The organism is Bacillus sp. SW14, from assembly GCF_047608225.1.
Lineage (GTDB): Bacteria > Bacillota > Bacilli > Bacillales > Bacillaceae > Bacillus > Bacillus subtilis_G.
Genome location: NZ_JBLKRW010000001.1, coordinates 2,834,951 through 2,853,694, shown reverse-complemented (window position 1 = coordinate 2,853,694; position 18,744 = coordinate 2,834,951). Strand labels below are relative to the sequence as shown.

Sequence of the window (18,744 nt, the reverse complement as noted above, 5' to 3'; positions counted from 1 at the left end):
TTTATCCCTGCTTTCTGTTTTTTCTAGATGGACTGTTAGCTGAAACATTCACAGTCATGGTTACGTGCTTTGTTTGCTTTCCAGCCATACGTAAAACGGCTTCCAATGTCCTGAATACGTCATGCGCATCCCCGTCAAGCTCACTCGCGTAATGGACACCTTGTACGAAGGTGCCTTCTGCTTTCGCAATGTCGACAGCTTCCATGATCAAGTCCATATAATCCGGCTCATTCATCGGATAAAGGGCAAATTGGCACGGCGCTTCCGCGTTCAGGCTCCGGACAGCATCTTCATTGACACGATTATCGTCTGCGGAAAGATATGTATCTCCTTGTGTGTCGCCCGGGCATCCGATGGAAAACGTGCCGTTCATGACGATGTGTTTTTCGCTGTTTGCCGCGTTAAGATAAATGGCTTTGGCTGCATCGAATACATGATCAGTTGATCCTCGTAAGACCGTGCTGATATGGTCGGTTTTCGTCCAAACCTTAGATGTGTCGGTTTTTTTCAGTGCAGACTTGATCACATTGATAAAATCATCTGTCATCGGATATAAAGAGAACCGAAAACCGGCGATTCTGCTTGTACCGCATATTTGCTCCATTTCTTTCACCCCTTGTTTTTTGGTAAAATAAAAAACTGCATATTCTAAGGGAATATGCAGTAAGAGATCGATTAAGCGCACAAAAAATACACCATTCGGTCAACCTGCACTTCCCCACGCTGGTATTATCCAGATCGGGTCATAAGGGATCAAAGCGCGTTACTCCCACGCTTTATCTCAGCCAAAACAGCACCCCTAGTGCTTTCCGTATACAATTTTTTATGTTGACATCATAATAGATGATAAGAATCATTTTGTAAACCAAGAAATCATTTTTTTCATATCGAGTCAGGAGAGGGATGATCGGATTTGGAAAAAGGACACATATTAATTGTGGAAGATGAAGAAAAAATCGCCAGAGTGCTTCAGCTTGAATTGGAGTATGAAGGTTACAGCGTTACCATGAAACACAATGGTACGGAAGGGCTGAATGCGGCAGCGGAAGGCGGGTATACCTTGGTGCTTCTTGATGTTATGCTTCCGGGACTTAGCGGCCTGGAGGTGCTGCGCCGCTTGAGAAAAACGGATTCGCAAACACCGGTCATTTTATTAACGGCGCGCGACAGTGTGCCTGATAAGGTAACTGGACTGGACATCGGTGCCAATGACTATGTCACAAAGCCGTTTGAAATTGAAGAATTACTTGCCAGAACCAGGGCGGCACTACGCCAAAACGGGACAAAAACAAAAGATATTGACACCTTTCTTACTTATGACGACTTACGGGTGAATGAAAAAACACGTGAAGTGAGACGCGGAGACAAAGAGGTGGAATTAACGCCGCGGGAATTTGATTTGCTCGTCTATATGCTGAAGCATCCGCAGCAAGTGCTGACACGGGAGCAGATTTTAAGCTCAGTATGGGGATTTGATTATATTGGTGATACAAATGTCGTGGACGTCTACATCAGATACATCAGAAAAAAGTTGGATTATCCTTACGAAAAACAGCTGATCCATACGATTCGCGGGGTTGGCTATGCCATTAAGGGGTAAAAAATGAAGCTAAAGACCAAGATTCATCTATACACATCACTATCGCTGTTACTGTTATTAATTCTGGTCCATACCGCGGTCTATCTCATTTTTTCATCCGCCCTGACATCAAAGGATGCGGCCCGGCTTGCAGATGAGACCAGTAACATCGCCGAAGCATTGCATACTGCTGAAACAGAAGGAGTGGCTTTGCAGGACATGATGCAGGCCTATCTTCCGGCAAACGGCATGGTCCGTGTTGTGAATGGAGATCAAAAAGCCGTTATGACCATAACAAAAGAAAAAGCGTATAAAGAATTCCCTCTCGCTTTTCATAGCGGTGAAACTGCAGATGTAAGGAAACATGACGGCAAACTGTTTGCTGAAGCTGCTGTTCCGGTTATTTGGACCGATGGGCAAGTGGTATCTCTTCAGCTGGTTGAAAGGCTGGAGAACACAGAAGAGAGTCTGTTTCTGCTGAAAATCATCTTAATCGCTGCGAGTGCTGCTGTCTGTATCGCTTCTTTTTTTGCGGGAAGCTTGCTCGCCCGCCGGATCATCAATCCGATCAGGCGATTAATGATGACGATGAAAGACATACAGCGGGAGAAAGCATTCAAAACGATTTCCTTGGAAGGACAGTCCCACGACGAGTTATATCAGATGGGGCTGACGTTTAATGAGATGGCGATGATGCTGAAAGAGCATTATGATAAACAGCAGCAATTCGTTCAAGATGCTTCACACGAATTGAAAACCCCGCTCACAATTATAGAAAGCTACAGCAGCCTGATGAAGCGATGGGGGGCAAAAAAGCCGGAAGTGCTTGAGGAATCGATAGAAGCTATTTATTCAGAAGCGCTGCATATGAAAAAACTGACCAATCAGCTTCTGACATTGGCCAAAAGCCACGAAGGCCTTGAGCTTGATCTGAAAACAATCGATCTGGTTGAAGTGTCTCGCACTGTCATGCAAACGCTCCAGCCTGTCTATCAGCGTGACATTTTTCTTGAAACAGATAAGGAGAGCCTGTTTGTAATAGCTGATGAAGAACGCATCAAGCAGCTGCTGACCATTTTGCTCGATAATGCCATTAAATATAGTGAAAAAGCCATTGTGATGACAGCCGGAACGAGGAATGGGCTGCCGTTTCTGTCAGTAAGGGATGAAGGCATCGGAATAGCTGAGGAGCATATCCCGCACCTGTTCGAACGGTTCTACCGAGCGGATGAGGCACGAAACAGAAAAACAGGCGGAACGGGTTTAGGCCTTTCCATTGCCAAGCAAATCGCCGATGAGCACGGCCTTGAGCTGTCTGTAAAAAGTACGCCGGAACAAGGAACAGCTGTCACTATGGAATTCAGAGAACAGAATGGGGGAGGCTGATGAACAAAACAATCAAAGCAATATCTGTTGCAGCGGCGGTTTTAGCCATCATCATCTGTGCGGTTCTTATCATTTGGCAAACCCATGAAGATGTAATGTCAAAGGAGGCTGTCGTAAAAAAAGTCGAAGCCTCTTATGAAGGCGAGATCACGAATGTAACACAATCAAAGGATAAAAAAACATATGATATGACCCTTGAAAATCCAAAGGGAACTTATTTTATAAAAGCTGATGCAAAATCGGCTGACATTCTTTCGATGAACAGAATTAAAGCGATGAATCCATCTGTCATGACAGAAAAAGAAGCCGAGCAACTCGCACTTGAGCGGGTCCCGGGAACCGTCAAAAAACAAACACATCAGAATCGTGTTGCCACATATACCATTCAAAAAAAAGACGGAAAAACATACGAAGTGAAGGTAGACATGCAGGCAAAAGCAGTCGTGTCTGCTGATCGAATCAGCGGTGAAGATCAACCAAAAACACCGATTACGAAAAAAGAAGCGAAAACCATTGCAGAGAGAGAAACGGGTGGGACGGCGGATGACGCAGATCTCGAAGAAAGTGGGGGCACTCTCATCTTTGAAGTGGATGTTGATCTTCCGGATGATAAAGAAGCGACAGTGAAAATCAATGCCTACACCGGAAAAGTTGCGAACATTATGTATGAAGACTGACGTTTTCTCATCAAATTCTTATCTTTCTCTCGTTTTCCTTTCATGTTGAGTGTGTAAACTGAACTCATACAAAACAAAGGAGGAATCAATTATGCTTAAAAAAAGATGGATGGTTGGCCTTTTAGCAGGGTGTTTAGCGGCTGGCGGATTCAGCTACAACGCGTTTGCGAAAGAAAACAATGATAACATACAGACTGCCGCTTCCAAGACTGGTGCACTCACTGAACAGGAAGCAGAATCAATTGCCAAAACGGTTGTTGACGGCACAGTGGAAGACATCGACAGAGATATTTACAACGGCAAAGAAGTCTATGAAGTAGAGATTGAAAAAGACGGTGAAGACTACGACGTATATGTAGATATTAAGACAAGACAAGCGCTTAATGACCCGTTAAAGGAGAAAGCAGAACAAGTCGCTATAACAAAAGAAGAAGCTGAAGAAATGGCCTTAAAGCAAACGAATGGAACCGTAACAGAAAGCAAGCTTGATGAAGACGATGGTGCTTACATCTATGAAATTGAAATCAAAACGAAACAAGGCACTGAGGCGGAATTTGACATTTCCGCAAAGGATGGACGTATCATCAAGCAGGAGATAGACGACTAATCAAACCCCCCGCATATCAGCGGGGGGTTTTTTCATGATAAGAAGCCTTCATTTGGACAATCTAAATAGAAAAGGAGGCGAAACACATGGAAAAGAAAGAGGAGCAATACATCAATCAAGCTGAATATGTCCCTCATCCGACAAAAGAAGGAGAATATGCTTTATTTCTTCATGAAACATATCATTTGCTCTCGGAAGATGATGAAACGCAAACAACAGAATAAGGGCTTAGGCCCTTGTTTTGTTCCGTTATTGTGATGAAAGCGCATTAATTACTTTTTTGAGTTGACACAGCTTGTTTTTTTCTGTAATCTCAGTGTGTCAATTCAATTATGAACTTCGTTAGGTGAGGCTCCTGTATGGAGATACGCTGCTGCCCAAAAATGTCCAAAGACGCCAATGGGTCAACAGAAATCATCGACATAAGGTGATTTTTAACGCAGCTGGATGATTGCTCCTATGCCATACAGTGCTAAAGCTCTACGATTGAAGGCGCCCGCACGCTTTTTTGCCGTGTTTCTTTCTCCTTCAATCCCGAAGGCTTTTTTTATGCCTTTAAAACGAATGTTATCAAAGGAGGTGCGGAGTATGGATTCTCCCCATTCGAGTCAATCTGAAGAAGTACCCATATACTATGACAGCAAGACAATTGATTACACGGTGAGGAGACGATCTGCCGCACCTTCAGGCGAGGCCGGCACGTCTCCGTAGAGGAGGTACGAGTCCTTATGGTTCAAAACATGACCTATGACGAACTCATTTTACGCATCATTATTTTATTGCGAGACGGGAAGATTAAGGATTTCAGAAGCGTTATTGATGAGCTTCAGCCCTATGATATGGCATTTATTTTCAAAGAAATGCCGGAAAAACACCGCGCCCGCTATTTATCTTATTTAACTGTAGATGATATCACGGATATGATCGGGGAGCTGGAGCGCGAATTTCAGCTTGCCGTCTTAAATAAAGTCGGAAAAACAAAAGCAACACTTGCGATGAACAAAATGGACAACGATGACCTCGCGCAATTGCTTGAAGAAATGGATGAAGCACTGAAGGAACAGCTTTTGTCCAGCATGGAAGCGTCAGAGTCAAAAGCTGTACAGCTTTTGATGAACTATCCGGCCGACTCAGCGGGACGCATGATGACAAACCGGTTTGTGTGGATTCCTCAGCATTACACGGTAAAAGACGCGGTCGTCAAATTAAAAAGCTTTGCTGAAATAGCTGAATCGATCAACTACTTATATGTCATCAATGAAAGCAAACAGCTGGTGGGCGTGCTATCCTACCGTGATTTGATTTTGGGCGAACCTGAAGAAAAGGTGCAGGATTTAATGTTTACCCGCGTCATATCAGCAGACGCTCTTCAGGATCAGGAAGAAGTTGCCCGTCTGATTGAACGTTACGATTTCTTGGCGATCCCGGTTGTGGAAGAAAACAATGTTCTTGTCGGCATTGTAACAGTCGATGATATTATCGACGTCGTCATTCGGGAAGCTGATGAGGATTACGAAAAATTTGCCGCTTCCGGTAAAGACATCACCTTTGACACAAAGTCTTATGTGGCGGCATACCGACGCCTGCCATGGCTGATTTTGCTCTTGTTTATCGGGCTGATTTCAGGAAGCATTATCAGTTATTTTGAAGATGCGCTGCAGCAGGTTGTCGCGCTGGCATTTTTCATGCCGATGGTGTCAGGGATGACAGGAAATACGGGAACACAATCCCTCGCGGTTGTCATCAGAGGGTTGTCTAAAGAAGAATTGAACAAAAAAACGATTGTACGCCTGATCTTTCGGGAGTTCAGAACAAGTATTTATATCGGAGCGGTTTGTTCTGTGCTGATTGCGATTGTCTCCATCTTATGGCAGGGAAACGCGCTGCTGGGATTTGTTGTTGCTTCTTCACTATTCTTCACTTTAATAATCGGCACAATGTCAGGAACAATTATCCCTATTATTTTGCACAAGCTGAAAGTAGACCCGGCGATCGCTTCAGGGCCGCTGATCACAACGTTAAACGATATTTTGTCTTTATTAATTTACTTTGGAATTGCCACTGCATTCATACACTCATTATAAAAGTAAAAAGTCCGTCTCAATTGCGAGTCGGACTTTTATCATTTAACGGTTTTTGTACCGAAAGTGCGCATTAAGCTGCCCCTCCAGCATTTTTTTCCGCACTTGCGGATCGTTTTTTAACATTTGCTCTTTTTTTCGCATATCTTTTAAAATCTCTGCCGTCTGTACGCCGTCTTCACGCTTATTGGCGATATCCATCAGCCGTTCCACATCGGCAAAAGAATATTTTCTCGTTCCCCTTGAAGAACGCTGCGGATAAATGAGTTTTCGTTCCTCATAATACCTGATCTGTCTTACGGACAATCCTGTCAATTCACTCACAATCCCGATTGAAATCACTTTTTTGTCTTTATAAGAATGATCTTCTGTGGCCATTTTTCCACCCCTGGATGTCTTTTGATAATATTATACAAAAAACAAAGAGAAAAAACCTGACGCTTGTCATATTTTCTAACATCAAATAGAAGATTTTTGAAAAAATGCGGAAGAAAAATTAACAAGAATAATGCGTAACACACAAGTGCGTTTTATCCTTTATATAACGATTAACTGAGGAGGAAGGATAATCATGGAGGAAGAAAAAGCGGTCTCACTGGCAAAAGAAATTATAGAGTTGGATATCAAGCGTGATGAAATGCTGGAGACGTTTATGCAGCTCGCCGGAGAACATGCTTTTCAATTATTAAGATCGGTTCAAAACGGACATTACCGAAAATCTTCGTAATTATAAATTCTTTACATTAGATTCATACCACGTTCATTTAAATAGGGTATCTTGTGTATAGGATACCTCATAATGAAGGAGGACGCCATGAGTAATTTATTGAAATCCGCTTTAGAAAAAGAACGAAGCCATTATTCTGAAAAACTCTTTCAAATAGGAGTTTATAATAAAGAAGTCATGAACAAAATGACGATTACTGAACTGCGGAAGGAATACGCATATTTCTTTCGCAGCATTCCAAATGACAAAAAATATCCTTATACAAGATAATGTATAAGGATATTTTTGCTTTCAGAAGGAATTTCTCGAATGATAGCGAATACGTATAGTAAGGGACTGAACTCTTATTATATGTAAGGGTTTTCATTATTTTTTTATAAAAATCCTATATACGAGGTAGATATGATGAGATTATCGTTTAACGAAGAAGAAGTTGAGCGTGCGATGAATTTGTACAGAGTTTTTGCAAGGGCTTTCAAAAGCGTGTCTGAACATAGTATCCGTGACAGCAAAGAGCATGGCTTTAATCCCACTGAATTTGCTGTATTGGAGCTCCTCTACACAAGAGGCCCGCAAAAATTACAGCAAATTGGGTCGAGACTTCTGCTAGTGAGCGGAAACGTCACATATGTCATTGACAAATTAGAAAGAAACGGGTTTTTAGTAAGGGAGCAGGACCCGAAAGATAAACGCTCCGTTTACGCGCATTTAACTGACAAGGGCAATGAGTATTTGGATAAAATTTATCCGATTCATGCACTGCGTATTGCGAGAGCGTTTTCAGGCCTTTCGCCTGATGAACAGGATCAGCTGATCGTCCTGCTGAAGAAAGCAGGCATTCACAGCCAGCATTTGCTGTTTCGTTAACTATTCTACACTCTCTGTGTCAGGGAGTGTTTTTTTGTTTCATATCATCCTTTTTAACACATCTTCAATCTTCCGATCAGAGATTTCGGCAAGATATCCATTGACATGTTTTTCATATTCTTTCATCTGTTTATTCGATTGGAAAAATGCCGCCATACGCTCCTCTGCTTTCTGCATACCCCAATTTCTCATATCTGTGACAAGTTTCCGTTCCTTTAGAAGGTTCAAATTCATTTCCTCCTGGCCCGGCAGCGCATGATAAATAAATACCGGAAGCCGTTTCTGTAAGCATTCGCTGATCGTCACGCCTCCTGGTTTTGTCATAATGCCTGACGCCTGTTCGTATAAACGGTTCATCTCTGCTTTGCTGTGAAGGTAGGGAATCGCCTCAATAAAAGGATGGCGTAAACTTTTGACATAGCAGTAGAGCTTTTCGTTTTGGCCGCATAATATTTTGTATAAGATGTTTCCTCCTGGCGACAGATCCTGAACCCATTTTAAAATCCCCCCGACTCCCATACTGCCGCCTGTGATGATGATGGTATATGGCGGATGATGCTGACAAGTGTCTGCTGATCCCGCTTCAAACATCCGGTGAACGGGAATGCCGGTCATGTATATGTTTTTCGGATCGATTCCTTCAGACATGAGCTGTTTCTTAATATCCACAATCGGAGAAAAATGGAAATCGATGTTCTCCCGTCCCCATAATTGATTCACAAAAAAATCAGTATATACATTTACAACCGTCATATTCGGATATTCCGGCTTTAGCCGGTTCAGCAGATAGGAAGGCAGCGCATGTGTGCAGAAGGCGATATCAGGCTGTTTTTCTTTGAGGATGTGCCTCATTTGTTGTGTGAACAGCCATTCGTACATGGGATAGCGTTTGTCATTTTGATATCGTCCGCAGGCGAGGAGCCTGTAAATGCCGTTGTACGTTTTCGGGAAATATTGAATCCATTTTAAATAAGCCTCGGAGGACAGTTTTTCTAATCGTCTGTATGCGTGTGAAAAGATATCAATTTTCTCAGATGCGAGTCCTTGAGACTCCAGTTCAGCCTGAAGGGCATTCGCCACATGGTGATGCCCTGTGGAAATGCTTAAAAAAGGAAAAATTAGAATGTTTTTCATGATGGTCCCCCTTAAAAAATATGGTAACTATATTTTGGGGAGAACGTTCACAAAATATAAGGGTGTTTTTGATCATAAGGAAGGTGAAGAGATGAAAACCTGTTTCCTTTCCATTTGGAGAGTGATTGACCCGATTTATTTCTTTTTTTCAAGACTGACCTTGATTGACAAGGATCGAAAAAGCGTCTTTCGAGTCAGGCTGACGAAGTACAAAGGACATCATGTCGTGCTGAGCGACGGAACGCATATCAGAAAAAATGATGTGCTCGTTAAAATCCATCTGCACAACATTAAGCTGGTCAGGGATCTGCAAAGCATTGAGAGCGCAGTCAGAAAGGGAATTATTATCTATCAAAAAGTATATCAATCGATGCCGATCCTTTTGGATTACATCAACAAGCATAAAAAAAGTGAAAAAATCAAAGGGATTGTGGGCATTACAATGCTTGACAAAGGTGTGGAAAGGCTCGGCTTTGATGTGGTCACCCCGGTCAATCCTTTCTACAGATGTTTTAAAAAGATCACCCATATGCCGATTTTATATCTTACTTCAAAGCCGGTGAGCTTGCGGCATTTACCGAATACATCCTATTTGTTTATTTCGAAAGAAAAACTTCAGAAAACCTATCAAAAAAAAGACTGATGTCTGGGGTCAGCACAGTCTTTTTTTGTTTATATCTGATGAAATGTCACTTCTGGGCGGCTTCCGACACGGATATTTACACCGGTTTGTCCTAAACCTTCGCTGATATAAAACGGTTTATCATGGTGATAATGAAGCCCTTTAATCATGTTCATGCGCACGAGCTTGCCCATTTTCACCAAGTGATACGGTTTTGGCCAGTGGATTTGCCCGCCGTGAAAATGGCCTGAGAGCAGGTAATCAAAATGAACATCTTTCATATCCAGAATAATGTTTGGGTCATGTGTTAATACGAGCTGATAGCCGTTTTCTAGATCTTGATAAGAGCTGGCAATATTACTGCGGCTCGTGCTGTAATCATCAATGCCGATAATATTGACAGGCCCCGCAGCCGTCTCAATTCGAACATGTTCATTTTGCAGCGTGGTACAGCCGTTTTCCTCTAAAACACGCTTCAATCTCAGAAAGTCCTTATCTTTTAATACATAATCATGGTTACCGAACACCGCGTACATTCCATAGGCAGGTTTCAGCTTTTGCAATGCGTTTAAGTAACCTGCCAGCTTCGGAATATTACGTTTCCGATCTAGAAAATCTCCGGTGAGCGCAATGATGTCCACAGGCTGATTTTTTGTTAAACGATATAGCTCTTCAGGTGAAACAGAAATGTTTTCTAAGTGAAAATCTGATAAATGAAGGATATTCAATTTTTTTCTAGCTGGAAGGCCGTCTTTTTGATCAATTGAAATGCTGTTGACCTTCACATCTTTTGTATTGCGGTTCGCTTTATATATAAATGGCACAGATACGAGTATGGCTAATGAAAGTAAGATTGTAAACAAAATATATCCCCTCCCTCCTATCAGTATAGTAAGTGATCATGCCTTAAAGATAGCGGGAATTAATGGGTAAGAGACAAGTTAAAAACGGATTGTCTTCTGATGAATGTTTTGGAAGGGAAAAGGGATAATAAATTTTGACACATGAGGCAGAACATGCCGGATATGGAGTCAGAATAACAGATGGATGTGTAAGCGATGTTACGATTGTTGAGACAACACAAAAAAGAAACATATTATCTCTGGATCGCATTATTTCTCCTTTTGCTGTATGTATCCCCGCTTTTTATTTTGAAGGAAGATGCCCATATTCGCGTCCACGATAATTTAGATTCCAATATCGCTTGGTACAAGGTTTTGGCGGATAGCGGAGAAATCATCGGCAAGGTTGACGCAGCCATTCCGCAAATTATTAACGGGCTGCCGAGAGATGCCTTTGGCACTGAGTGGAGCGGGATTGTTTGGCTGCACGCTTTCTTTTCTTCCATGACCGCCTATGCAATAAGCCAGACGATTACAAGGGTTGTCGCTTTTTCGGGAATGTATGTGCTGCTGAAGAAACATGTGATTCCGGAGCCAAAAGCGGCTTTCATCCGAATTGGCGTATCGCTGGCATTTGCTTTAACACCTTTCTGGCCTTCGGGAATGCTGAGTACGCTTGGGTATCCTTTGGCACTGTGGGCTTTTTTGAATATCCGAAAAGGGGATATCTCATGGAGAGAGTGGCTGACGCTCGGTTTGCTTCCTTTATATTCAAGCTTTGTCTTAGGTTTCTTCTTTTTCTTGGCAGGAATGGCGTGCTTTTGGCTGTATGATGCCATCACACAAAGAAGATGGAATTTGATGTTTTTAGGCAGTATTGCATTTATGACGAGTATTTACCTTTTCGTTGAATATCGGCTTGTGTATTCAATGTTGTTCTCCCACGCGCCGATGCATCGGATAGAATTTATCTCATCACGGCATGACGTATGGCATTCACTTCGTCTATCCGTAAAAAACTTTGTCTATGGGCATAATCATGTGATGACCGTTCACACCGTTGTCATCCTCCCGATCCTGCTGCTTATATTTGCAGCTATGCTGTTCAAGCGAAACCGGACAAAGCTAGAAAATGTTTATCTGTTTTTATTTACGCTTAATTACGGACTATCTTTATGGTATGCGTTTTGGTTCAACAAAATATGGACTGTGCCAAAGCAGAAATTTGCTTTTTTAGCTGAATTTAATTTTGCGCGTTTCCATTTCCTCCGGCCGCTTGTCATATATGTTAGCTTTGCGATAGCTCTATATCTCATATGGCGGATGGGGAGAGGGTGGAAATGGCTTGTATACGCCGCAGTCGCTGCACAGCTGATGGTTTTGGCGCCTTTTAATGAAGAGTATACGTATGGCGTTCACTACAATGCGCCGACATTCCGGGAGTTTTATGCATCTGAGCAATTCAAGGAGATTAAGGAGTATATCGGGCGACCGCAAGATTCGTACAGGGTGGCGAGCATCGGACTGCATCCGTCTATCGCCCAATATAACGGGTTTTACACGTTAGATACGTATAACAACCTGTACCCGCTTTCATATAAATATGAATTTAGAAAAATCATTGAAAAAGAGCTGGAAAAAAACGCTCGGCTGAAACAATATTTTGATGAATGGGGCAGCCGTTGCTACCTTTTCGTCGATGAGCTCGGGAAACGATATGATTTTAAAAAGAACTCGAAGAAAACGATCAACAATCTTCAATTAAATACAGATGTATTTAAAAAAATGGGCGGTCGTTACATTTTTTCTTCAGTTCCGATCATGAATGCTGATCAAAACCATCTCGCGCTTGTGAAGACGTTTGACCATATAGATTCGGCCTGGCGCATTTATTTATATGAAACAAGATAAGGAGGATATCGATTGAAACAGCCACAGCCAGTGTTAACCATCGTCGTTCCGTGTTTCAATGAAGAGGAAGTGTTTCAAGAGACCTGCCATCAGCTGACAGAGGTTGTAGACGGCTTGATTGAAGAAACATTAATCGCTGAAGACAGTAAAATTCTGTTTGTCGATGATGGCAGCAAAGACCGCACTTGGGCCTTGATTGCCATGGAAAGCATAAGAAACAAGAAGGTTGCCGGCTTAAAATTAGCCTGCAATGTCGGACACCAAAAAGCGCTTTTAGCCGGACTCCATAAAGCGAAGAACAAATCAGACTGTGTCATTTCAATTGATGCTGATCTACAGGACGACATTTCTGTTATCCGGGATTTTATATTGAAGTATCATGAGGGCTGCGAGATCGTTTACGGCGTCCGCCGCAGCAGAAAAACCGATACCTTTTTCAAGCGAACGACCGCTTTAGGATTTTATCGCCTCATGAATAAGCTTGGGATTAAATTAATTTATAATCATGCTGATTTTCGACTAATGAATAAAAGATCGCTTGAAGAGCTTGCGCGCTATCCGGAAGCGAATCTGTTTTTAAGAGGAATTGTTCCCATGATCGGCTTTAAATCTGCCGAAGTCTTGTATGACCGAAAGGAACGTTTTGCCGGCAAAACGAAATATCCGCTGAAAAAAATGCTATCATTCGCTTTTAACGGGATTACATCATTCAGTGTCGCGCCGATTCGCTTTTTTACGCTTTTAGGTTTTGTTTTATTTTTCGTCAGCGCTGTGGCGGGAATCGGTGCATTTATTCAAAAGCTGCTCGGCCATACAAATGCAGGCTGGGCGTCGCTCATCATTTCCATTTGGTTTTTGGGCGGTCTGCAATTAATGGGAATCGGGATCATCGGGGAGTATATCGGAACCATTTTTTCAGAAGTGAAAAGCCGGCCGAAATATGCGATTGATATCGATTTGTATAATGAACCGCTGAGCCCGCTCCAGCGCCAGGAAAAAGAGCGGTTAGAAAAAAAGTACAGTTGAACGAAAAGAGCTGACTTATTTCGTCAGCTCTTTCCGTTCAACTGATGTAAAATGGCGCTAAGAGGTTCGTCTTGCGGGCTGCGGTAAAAATCGAAAAATGGGCAGCCCTGCTTCTTTATCCGGTCGACGACGGTATCAATTGTAAACATAGCGGGTGTTAAGGATGTTTGTACCTCATGCCAATAGAGCGGTGCCGCGACAGTGCCAAGCTCGTTCCCCCTTGTCGAATAAGGACAGATAATCGTTTTTCCTTCTGCATGCTGCAAATAATCAAGATACAATTTGCCGTGCCTGTTTTTGATCAGGCGTTCTGTGGTAAATAGCTCGGGAAATGCATTGGTGCAGTACTCTGCGACCAGCTGTGTAAATTGGCGTGTTTCTTCATACGTAAATGCCTCAGGGGACAAGGGGATATAAAGCTGGATGCCCTTGTTTCCGGACAGCTTCGGGTACGATGTGATGCCGAAGGAGTCAAACAGCCGTTTCAGTTCATTTGCAGCCTGCACGGCCATGAGAAAGTCCTCTCGTGAAGGCGGGTCCAAATCAATGACAATCTCAGCCGGGCGCCTGCTTTTAATGGTTTGAAAAGGAACATGAAACTCCAAAGCAAGCTGGTTGGCGAGCCATAACAATGTAGACATATCCTCGCAGACGATATGTTCATGGTTTCCGTCAAAAAAAGATTGAATAAAATCCGGCGCATAGTCCGGCTTATTTTTTTGGAAAAATGATTCGCTTCTTGATCCATGCGGATAGCGGATGACTGTGACAGCACGGTTTTTCAAAAAGGGAAACAGGTAGTCACTGACTTCAATCATGTACTGAATAAAATCTTCTTTTGTTTTTTTATTCTTTTCAAAAATGATTTTATCCAGGCTTGTGAACTGCAGCTTCGGATGGACCGGTTTGGAGTGGCGGATGACTTGCGCATACGTGCATTCGGTCCAGTCCATATGGAATTCAAAACCGACAAACGATACCTCTCTCAATGTGCCTTGGAGAATCGTTAAGTATTGAACGGCTGCACATATCGATGGTTCGAGCGTATATTCGCCTGATGGTGTTTGATGTCCGTGCTGTTCCATAATTTTGCGTACGGCATTTTTTTCTTCATCGCGCATTCCGTGTGAGACAGAGGCAATCGGTGTCATCACGCCGTTTTTTAACACAGATACTGTCAGAAATCCATTGTTGGGGTTGAACCCTGTTATACAAACATAAGCTTGTTTAAAATTTTTATATTTAAGCCAATCGGATGACCGCTTCTTTTCAAGCCATTTGCTGTTTGTTTTCTTCGCTACAATTCCTTCTCCATCATATTTCGTAACCATCTCCCAAACCGTATCAAAATGGTCAAAGGAGGGGATATACTGAATGGTTTCCTTAGCATAAGGGTCTGGAGATGCAGGAAGTTTTGGCATAGCCATAAGGTCGTACAGCAATTTTTTTCGATCCAGGTACGAAAGTGACGATACATCTTCTCCGCGTCGCTCTAACAGATCAAAGGCGAGAAAGCAGCACGGCCGCGCGTTGGCCGATTCCCGGATTTTATCTGGCCTTTTCAAACGGCCCCGCACTTGAATGTGCTCAAAATCTGAACGATAAGGATTCACTAAACATACAATCTCGCCATCAAGTGTCAGCGGAAGATCTTTTTCTATGTGCTGAAAGGCGGTTTTGGCGAATTGTGTGATTTCAGGGAAGGTGCTGGTAAGCTCCAAGCCATTTCTGCTAGTTAAGGTCACACCTGCCGAATGGATGCGGAGGATACAGCGGTACCCGTCATATTTTACTTCGTAGCGCCATTCTGTTCCTATTGGCGGTGATGAAGTAAGGACGGGCTGCATCGTAAACGCCATGGACTATGAGGTGCCGGAGGCTTTTTTTCTAGTCGTTTTTTGTTTCTTATCTCCGGCTCCTTTCGGTTCAGCTGCCGGAGTTTCCCGGTTCGGCTTTCTGGTGCGGTCGATGCTGGCTTGCAGGGCGCTGACCAGGTCAATGACATCTTCACGAGGAGGCGCTTTATCAGGAGTGACAGCTGTTTCCTTATTTTCGAGCTTATCATTAACTCTTTGCAGCAATGCGTGCCGGTACGTGTCCTCATATTTCTCCGGCTCAAACTCAGCTGTCAGCTCATCTATTAATGTGATAGCCGTTTGCAGTTCCTTATCGTTTACATTCGATTGATCCGGTACACCCGGGACATGGACAGCGCTTCTGACCTCATCCGGATAATGGATAGACTCCATCACAATACAATTTTCATAAACGCGGAGAATGGCTAGCTGCTGCTTCGACCTGATTGTCATATTGGCGATGCCGATCTTTCCGGTTGAGCGCAGCGCTTCACGCAGCAAAGTATAGGCTTTCGTACCGTTATCTCCGGGTCCGACAAAATAGGAGCGATTAAAATAAATCGGATCAATGTCCTGAAGCTGAACAAAATCAACAATCTCAACCGCTTTCTCCTCATGCTCCTGCTTTAAGCTTTTTAGATCTTCATCCGTCAGCACTACATATTTTCCTTTTACATATTCATATCCCTTCACAATTTCATCAGGACCGAGTGTTTTTTCGCAATTCGTGCAAATTTTTTCGTATTTGATAGGCGCGTGATCCTCTTTATGGAGGCTGCGCAGTTTAATGTCTTTATCTTCTGTGGCCGCATATAGCTTAATCGGGATGTTTACTAATCCGAAACTGATCGATCCCTTCCACATTGTATGCATATCAATAAACCCCTTTTTTCTTTTAGTGTGAAGAGGAGGAGAGCGATTCATGTGTAGTAACTTATGGGTAAAAAAACAGCCGTCGCTGTTAATGCGGCGGCTGTTCAAGAATGAGTTGTTCAAGTTGTTCCGGCGGTATGGGCCTGCTGAAAAAGAAGCCCTGTAAATGGTCACAGCCTTTTTCGTAAAGAAGCTGTTTTTGAGCTGAATTTTCCACGCCTTCAGCAATCACCTGCAAAGACAGCTGGTGGCCCATGGCAATAATGGCCCCGGTAATTTGCTCTGATTTTGGATGTGTCTGAATATCGTCGATAAACGATTTGTCGATTTTCAGCCTGTGAATCGGAAAGTCCTTTAAATAGCTAAGGGAACTGTGCCCCGTTCCGAAATCGTCAATGCTGATTCTGATTCCTAATTCCGTTAAAGACGACAACACCTTCTTGGAGTGATCGAGATTTTCCATTGTCATGCTTTCTGTTACTTCCACTTCCAGAAGCCGAGGAGGAAGCTGGTATTTAACAAGCGCCTCCTTGATTAGGGGAATCAGTTCTTCGGATTGAAACTGTCTGGCGGAAATATTAATGGCGACAGATAGATCAAAACCTTTGTCATACCAAGCTCTTGCCTGCTTGCATGCTTCATCTATAATCCACTTTCCGATATCAATAATGAGACCCGTTTCTTCAGCAACATTGATGAATTCTCCGGGCGGACGCAGCTGCCCGTCAGGTGTGACAAGCCGTATCAGCGCTTCAGCACCCGTCATTTTTTGATTTTTCGCACTAAATTGCGGCTGATAATACAAAACAAATCTATCGTTTTCTATTGCCTCTCTGAGCTCCATCTCTTGGTTAAGCTTGACTGTTTCTTTGTTGCCGATTGCAAAAGAATAGAATCTGTATTTGCTTTTGTTTCGCTCTTTAGCGGCATACATCGCCATATCGGCTTTTTTCATCAACTCAAGACCGTCCGTCCCATCTTTTGGTGATATCGCAATCCCGATACTGACAGATGTAATAAGCATTTGGTCTTGAATTTTAAAAGGTTTTTTGAATTTTTGGATAATTTTTCTTGCTAAAATATCCGCTTCACCTGTTCCGGTATTGGCGTTAGTCAAGATAATAATAAATTCATCACCGCCAAGACGAGCAATAAATCCATTATCAGGGACTACAGACGATAGACGTTTAGCTGTAATCTGAAGCAGCTGATCTCCGACATTATGTCCTAATGCATCGTTAATCACTTTAAACCGGTTTAAGTCCAGAAAGAAAACAACGGTGTTATAATTCAAGGTATGCTCGCGATTCAACACCTCTGTTAAGTGCGAAACGGCATGCCGTCTGTTGGGTAAATCTGTAAGAGAATCATAATGAGCCATTCTATGGATTTCTTTTTCTGCCCTGTACTGCTTTGTCATATCTTTGCAAATGACATAAATGCTGTCCAGCTCTTGATTGACTTCAACAGGTATGAGCGTAATATTTAAGTGAAACTGGCCTTTTTCAGTGATCAGTTTGCTATCGCTGTTGATGGCTTGTTTATCTTTTTTGACCTGCTTAAAAAGGCGTTCAAGCTTCTGTGATATGTAATTTCTCCAATCGTGCATACTAAAGCCAAATTTGCTGATCATGTCCTCACCAGCATGATTGGAAGATATAATCTCTCCTTCTAATGACAAAATAAAGATCGCGTCAATATTATGGACGATTAAAGATTGAAATCTCTGTTCGTTATCCTTTATGCGCTCGCTCTGTTTAATAAACTTTCGATCGGCATGGGAACTGAATAACAATAGCGTTTGAATGCAGAAAATAATTAACGCAACAAAAACCGACCAATGAAATGTATGGATTTCCATATGGCTTCCGGGCGGGTCCGTATCCAAACGGAAAGTTGCCGCAAGCATCCCTGTATAGTGCATGCCTGAAATGCCTATTCCCATTACAATCGAACTGATGACTTTATAGAACATAAGGTGTTCAGAATGTTTTTTCATGGCCAAGTCAAAGAATATTTTTAATGAGATGAAAGATGCCGCAATCGCAATCAGAATGGATGCTGTAAAAAGAAGCGGTCTGTACATAATCATTACCCGGGAAATGGCAGACATTCCGATATAATGCATAGATGCAATAGACGCGCCAAGCACAACTGACCCGCTAAGCAGTCTGTAATATGTAAGAATGTGCCGGCTGACAAAATAGAGGGACACAAATGATCCGGAAACAGCTGCGCCAATGGACGCAATTAAAGGCATGAATTCATATTGCATTGGCATCTTGATATCGACGGCCATCATCCCGACAAAATGCATTGACCAAATACCGAATCCCATAATAAGTGAGCCGCCGATCAGCCAAATCTTACTTTTTAAGCCTGTATGAATGGTGACTTTCCTTGACAGTTCAAGGGAAATATACGCTGCGGCACAGGCAATTAGAATTGATAAACATATGAGTGTTATATTATATGATACGTGTATTTCCAAATGGAGATTCCCCCCCGTGTGTTCCAGTCTTGTTGACTCTCATTATTATCGGCTGCTTAACCGCA

Annotated in this window: 19 protein-coding genes, 1 pseudogene and 2 riboswitches; of the genes and pseudogenes, 13 read left to right on the top strand and 7 right to left on the bottom strand. The window is 42.7% G+C overall.

Annotated features, from left to right (window positions below):
- Position 1: 1 nt before the first annotated feature.
- Positions 2-604, bottom strand: a complete 603-nt coding sequence (locus tag ACMX2I_RS14665; protein ID WP_414957309.1) for a YkoF family thiamine/hydroxymethylpyrimidine-binding protein — start codon at positions 602-604, stop codon at positions 2-4.
- A gap of 94 nt (positions 605-698) precedes the next feature.
- Positions 699-811, bottom strand: a riboswitch (TPP riboswitch).
- A 102-nt stretch (positions 812-913) separates the two neighbouring features.
- Between ACMX2I_RS14665 and ykoG the strand changes: the two genes are divergently transcribed.
- The 7 genes from ykoG (at position 914) to mgtE (ending at position 6,333) form a co-directional block, all read left to right on the top strand.
- On the top strand, positions 914-1,600 hold the full coding sequence (ykoG, locus tag ACMX2I_RS14660; protein WP_414957308.1) for a two-component system response regulator YkoG: 687 nt from the start codon (positions 914-916) through the stop codon (positions 1,598-1,600).
- A gap of 3 nt (positions 1,601-1,603) precedes the next feature.
- Positions 1,604-2,965: an ATP-binding protein gene (locus ACMX2I_RS14655; protein WP_414957307.1), complete on the top strand. Its 1,362-nt coding sequence runs from the start codon at positions 1,604-1,606 to the stop codon at positions 2,963-2,965.
- Positions 2,965-3,642 (top strand): PepSY domain-containing protein, encoded by a 678-nt coding sequence (locus tag ACMX2I_RS14650; protein WP_414957306.1) that lies wholly within the window; start codon positions 2,965-2,967, stop codon positions 3,640-3,642. Before ACMX2I_RS14655 ends, ACMX2I_RS14650 begins: the two co-directional genes overlap by 1 nt.
- Positions 3,643-3,733: 91 nt before the next feature.
- The gene (locus ACMX2I_RS14645; protein WP_087990952.1) at positions 3,734-4,249 is read left to right on the top strand and encodes a PepSY domain-containing protein; all 516 of its coding nucleotides are present in this window, start codon (positions 3,734-3,736) and stop codon (positions 4,247-4,249) included.
- 86 nt (positions 4,250-4,335) lie between these two features.
- Positions 4,336-4,473: a transcriptional regulator SplA domain-containing protein gene (locus tag ACMX2I_RS14640; protein ID WP_003218541.1), complete on the top strand. Its 138-nt coding sequence runs from the start codon at positions 4,336-4,338 to the stop codon at positions 4,471-4,473.
- 107 nt (positions 4,474-4,580) lie between these two features.
- Positions 4,581-4,747, top strand: a riboswitch (M-box (ykoK) riboswitch).
- 90 nt (positions 4,748-4,837) lie between these two features.
- A complete protein-coding gene (locus ACMX2I_RS14635) occupies positions 4,838-4,960 on the top strand; it encodes a hypothetical protein (RefSeq protein ID WP_277986989.1) in 123 nt (40 codons plus the stop codon).
- 17 nt (positions 4,961-4,977) lie between these two features.
- Complete coding sequence (gene mgtE / locus ACMX2I_RS14630; protein ID WP_394714745.1) at positions 4,978-6,333, top strand: magnesium transporter; 1,356 nt, start codon at positions 4,978-4,980, stop codon at positions 6,331-6,333.
- Between the two features lie 42 nt (positions 6,334-6,375).
- On the opposite strand, the gene tnrA is transcribed toward mgtE, so the two are convergent.
- A complete protein-coding gene (gene tnrA, locus ACMX2I_RS14625; protein WP_003218544.1) occupies positions 6,376-6,708 on the bottom strand; it encodes a MerR family transcriptional regulator TnrA in 333 nt (110 codons plus the stop codon).
- Positions 6,709-6,901: 193 nt separating this feature from the next.
- Here tnrA and ACMX2I_RS14620 point away from each other — a divergent pair, with 193 nt between their 5' ends.
- From ACMX2I_RS14620 to ACMX2I_RS14610, 3 genes are all read left to right on the top strand, one after another.
- Positions 6,902-7,057, top strand: a complete 156-nt coding sequence (locus tag ACMX2I_RS14620; RefSeq protein WP_087990954.1) for a hypothetical protein — start codon at positions 6,902-6,904, stop codon at positions 7,055-7,057.
- Positions 7,058-7,144: 87 nt separating this feature from the next.
- Entirely contained in the window at positions 7,145-7,327 is a 183-nt protein-coding gene (locus ACMX2I_RS14615; protein ID WP_202328591.1) for a stress protein, read from the top strand.
- A 132-nt stretch (positions 7,328-7,459) separates the two neighbouring features.
- Positions 7,460-7,924: a MarR family winged helix-turn-helix transcriptional regulator gene (locus ACMX2I_RS14610; protein WP_003232536.1), complete on the top strand. Its 465-nt coding sequence runs from the start codon at positions 7,460-7,462 to the stop codon at positions 7,922-7,924.
- 19 nt (positions 7,925-7,943) lie between these two features.
- Here ACMX2I_RS14610 and ACMX2I_RS14605 read toward each other — a convergent pair.
- Positions 7,944-9,058, bottom strand: a pseudogene (locus tag ACMX2I_RS14605) (MGDG synthase family glycosyltransferase).
- A gap of 91 nt (positions 9,059-9,149) precedes the next feature.
- On the opposite strand from ACMX2I_RS14605, the gene ACMX2I_RS14600 reads away from it, so the two are divergent.
- Positions 9,150-9,701, top strand: coding sequence for a YkoP family protein (locus ACMX2I_RS14600; protein ID WP_148963791.1), 552 nt, complete (start codon positions 9,150-9,152; stop codon positions 9,699-9,701).
- A gap of 29 nt (positions 9,702-9,730) precedes the next feature.
- Here ACMX2I_RS14600 and ACMX2I_RS14595 read toward each other — a convergent pair whose 3' ends face one another.
- On the bottom strand, positions 9,731-10,543 hold the full coding sequence (locus ACMX2I_RS14595; RefSeq protein WP_414957305.1) for a metallophosphoesterase: 813 nt from the start codon (positions 10,541-10,543) through the stop codon (positions 9,731-9,733).
- Between the two features lie 195 nt (positions 10,544-10,738).
- Between ACMX2I_RS14595 and ACMX2I_RS14590 the strand changes: the two genes are divergently transcribed.
- Together ACMX2I_RS14590 and ACMX2I_RS14585 are read left to right on the top strand one after the other, a co-directional pair.
- Entirely contained in the window at positions 10,739-12,433 is a 1,695-nt protein-coding gene (locus ACMX2I_RS14590) for a DUF6044 family protein (protein ID WP_414957304.1), read from the top strand.
- A 12-nt stretch (positions 12,434-12,445) separates the two neighbouring features.
- The gene (locus tag ACMX2I_RS14585; protein ID WP_087990960.1) at positions 12,446-13,459 is read left to right on the top strand and encodes a glycosyltransferase family 2 protein; all 1,014 of its coding nucleotides are present in this window, start codon (positions 12,446-12,448) and stop codon (positions 13,457-13,459) included.
- Positions 13,460-13,482: 23 nt separating this feature from the next.
- Here ACMX2I_RS14585 and ACMX2I_RS14580 read toward each other — a convergent pair whose 3' ends face one another.
- Genes ACMX2I_RS14580 through ACMX2I_RS14570 form a run of 3 tightly spaced genes read right to left on the bottom strand, consistent with a single transcriptional unit; the run spans position 13,483 to position 18,679 of the window.
- Positions 13,483-15,318: a DNA ligase D gene (locus tag ACMX2I_RS14580; protein WP_414957303.1), complete on the bottom strand. Its 1,836-nt coding sequence runs from the start codon at positions 15,316-15,318 to the stop codon at positions 13,483-13,485.
- Positions 15,319-15,321: 3 nt separating this feature from the next.
- The gene (locus ACMX2I_RS14575) at positions 15,322-16,239 is read right to left on the bottom strand and encodes a Ku protein (RefSeq protein WP_414957302.1); all 918 of its coding nucleotides are present in this window, start codon (positions 16,237-16,239) and stop codon (positions 15,322-15,324) included.
- Positions 16,240-16,276: 37 nt separating this feature from the next.
- Positions 16,277-18,679: an EAL domain-containing protein gene (locus ACMX2I_RS14570; protein ID WP_414957301.1), complete on the bottom strand. Its 2,403-nt coding sequence runs from the start codon at positions 18,677-18,679 to the stop codon at positions 16,277-16,279.
- Between the last annotated feature and the right edge of the window lie 65 nt (positions 18,680-18,744).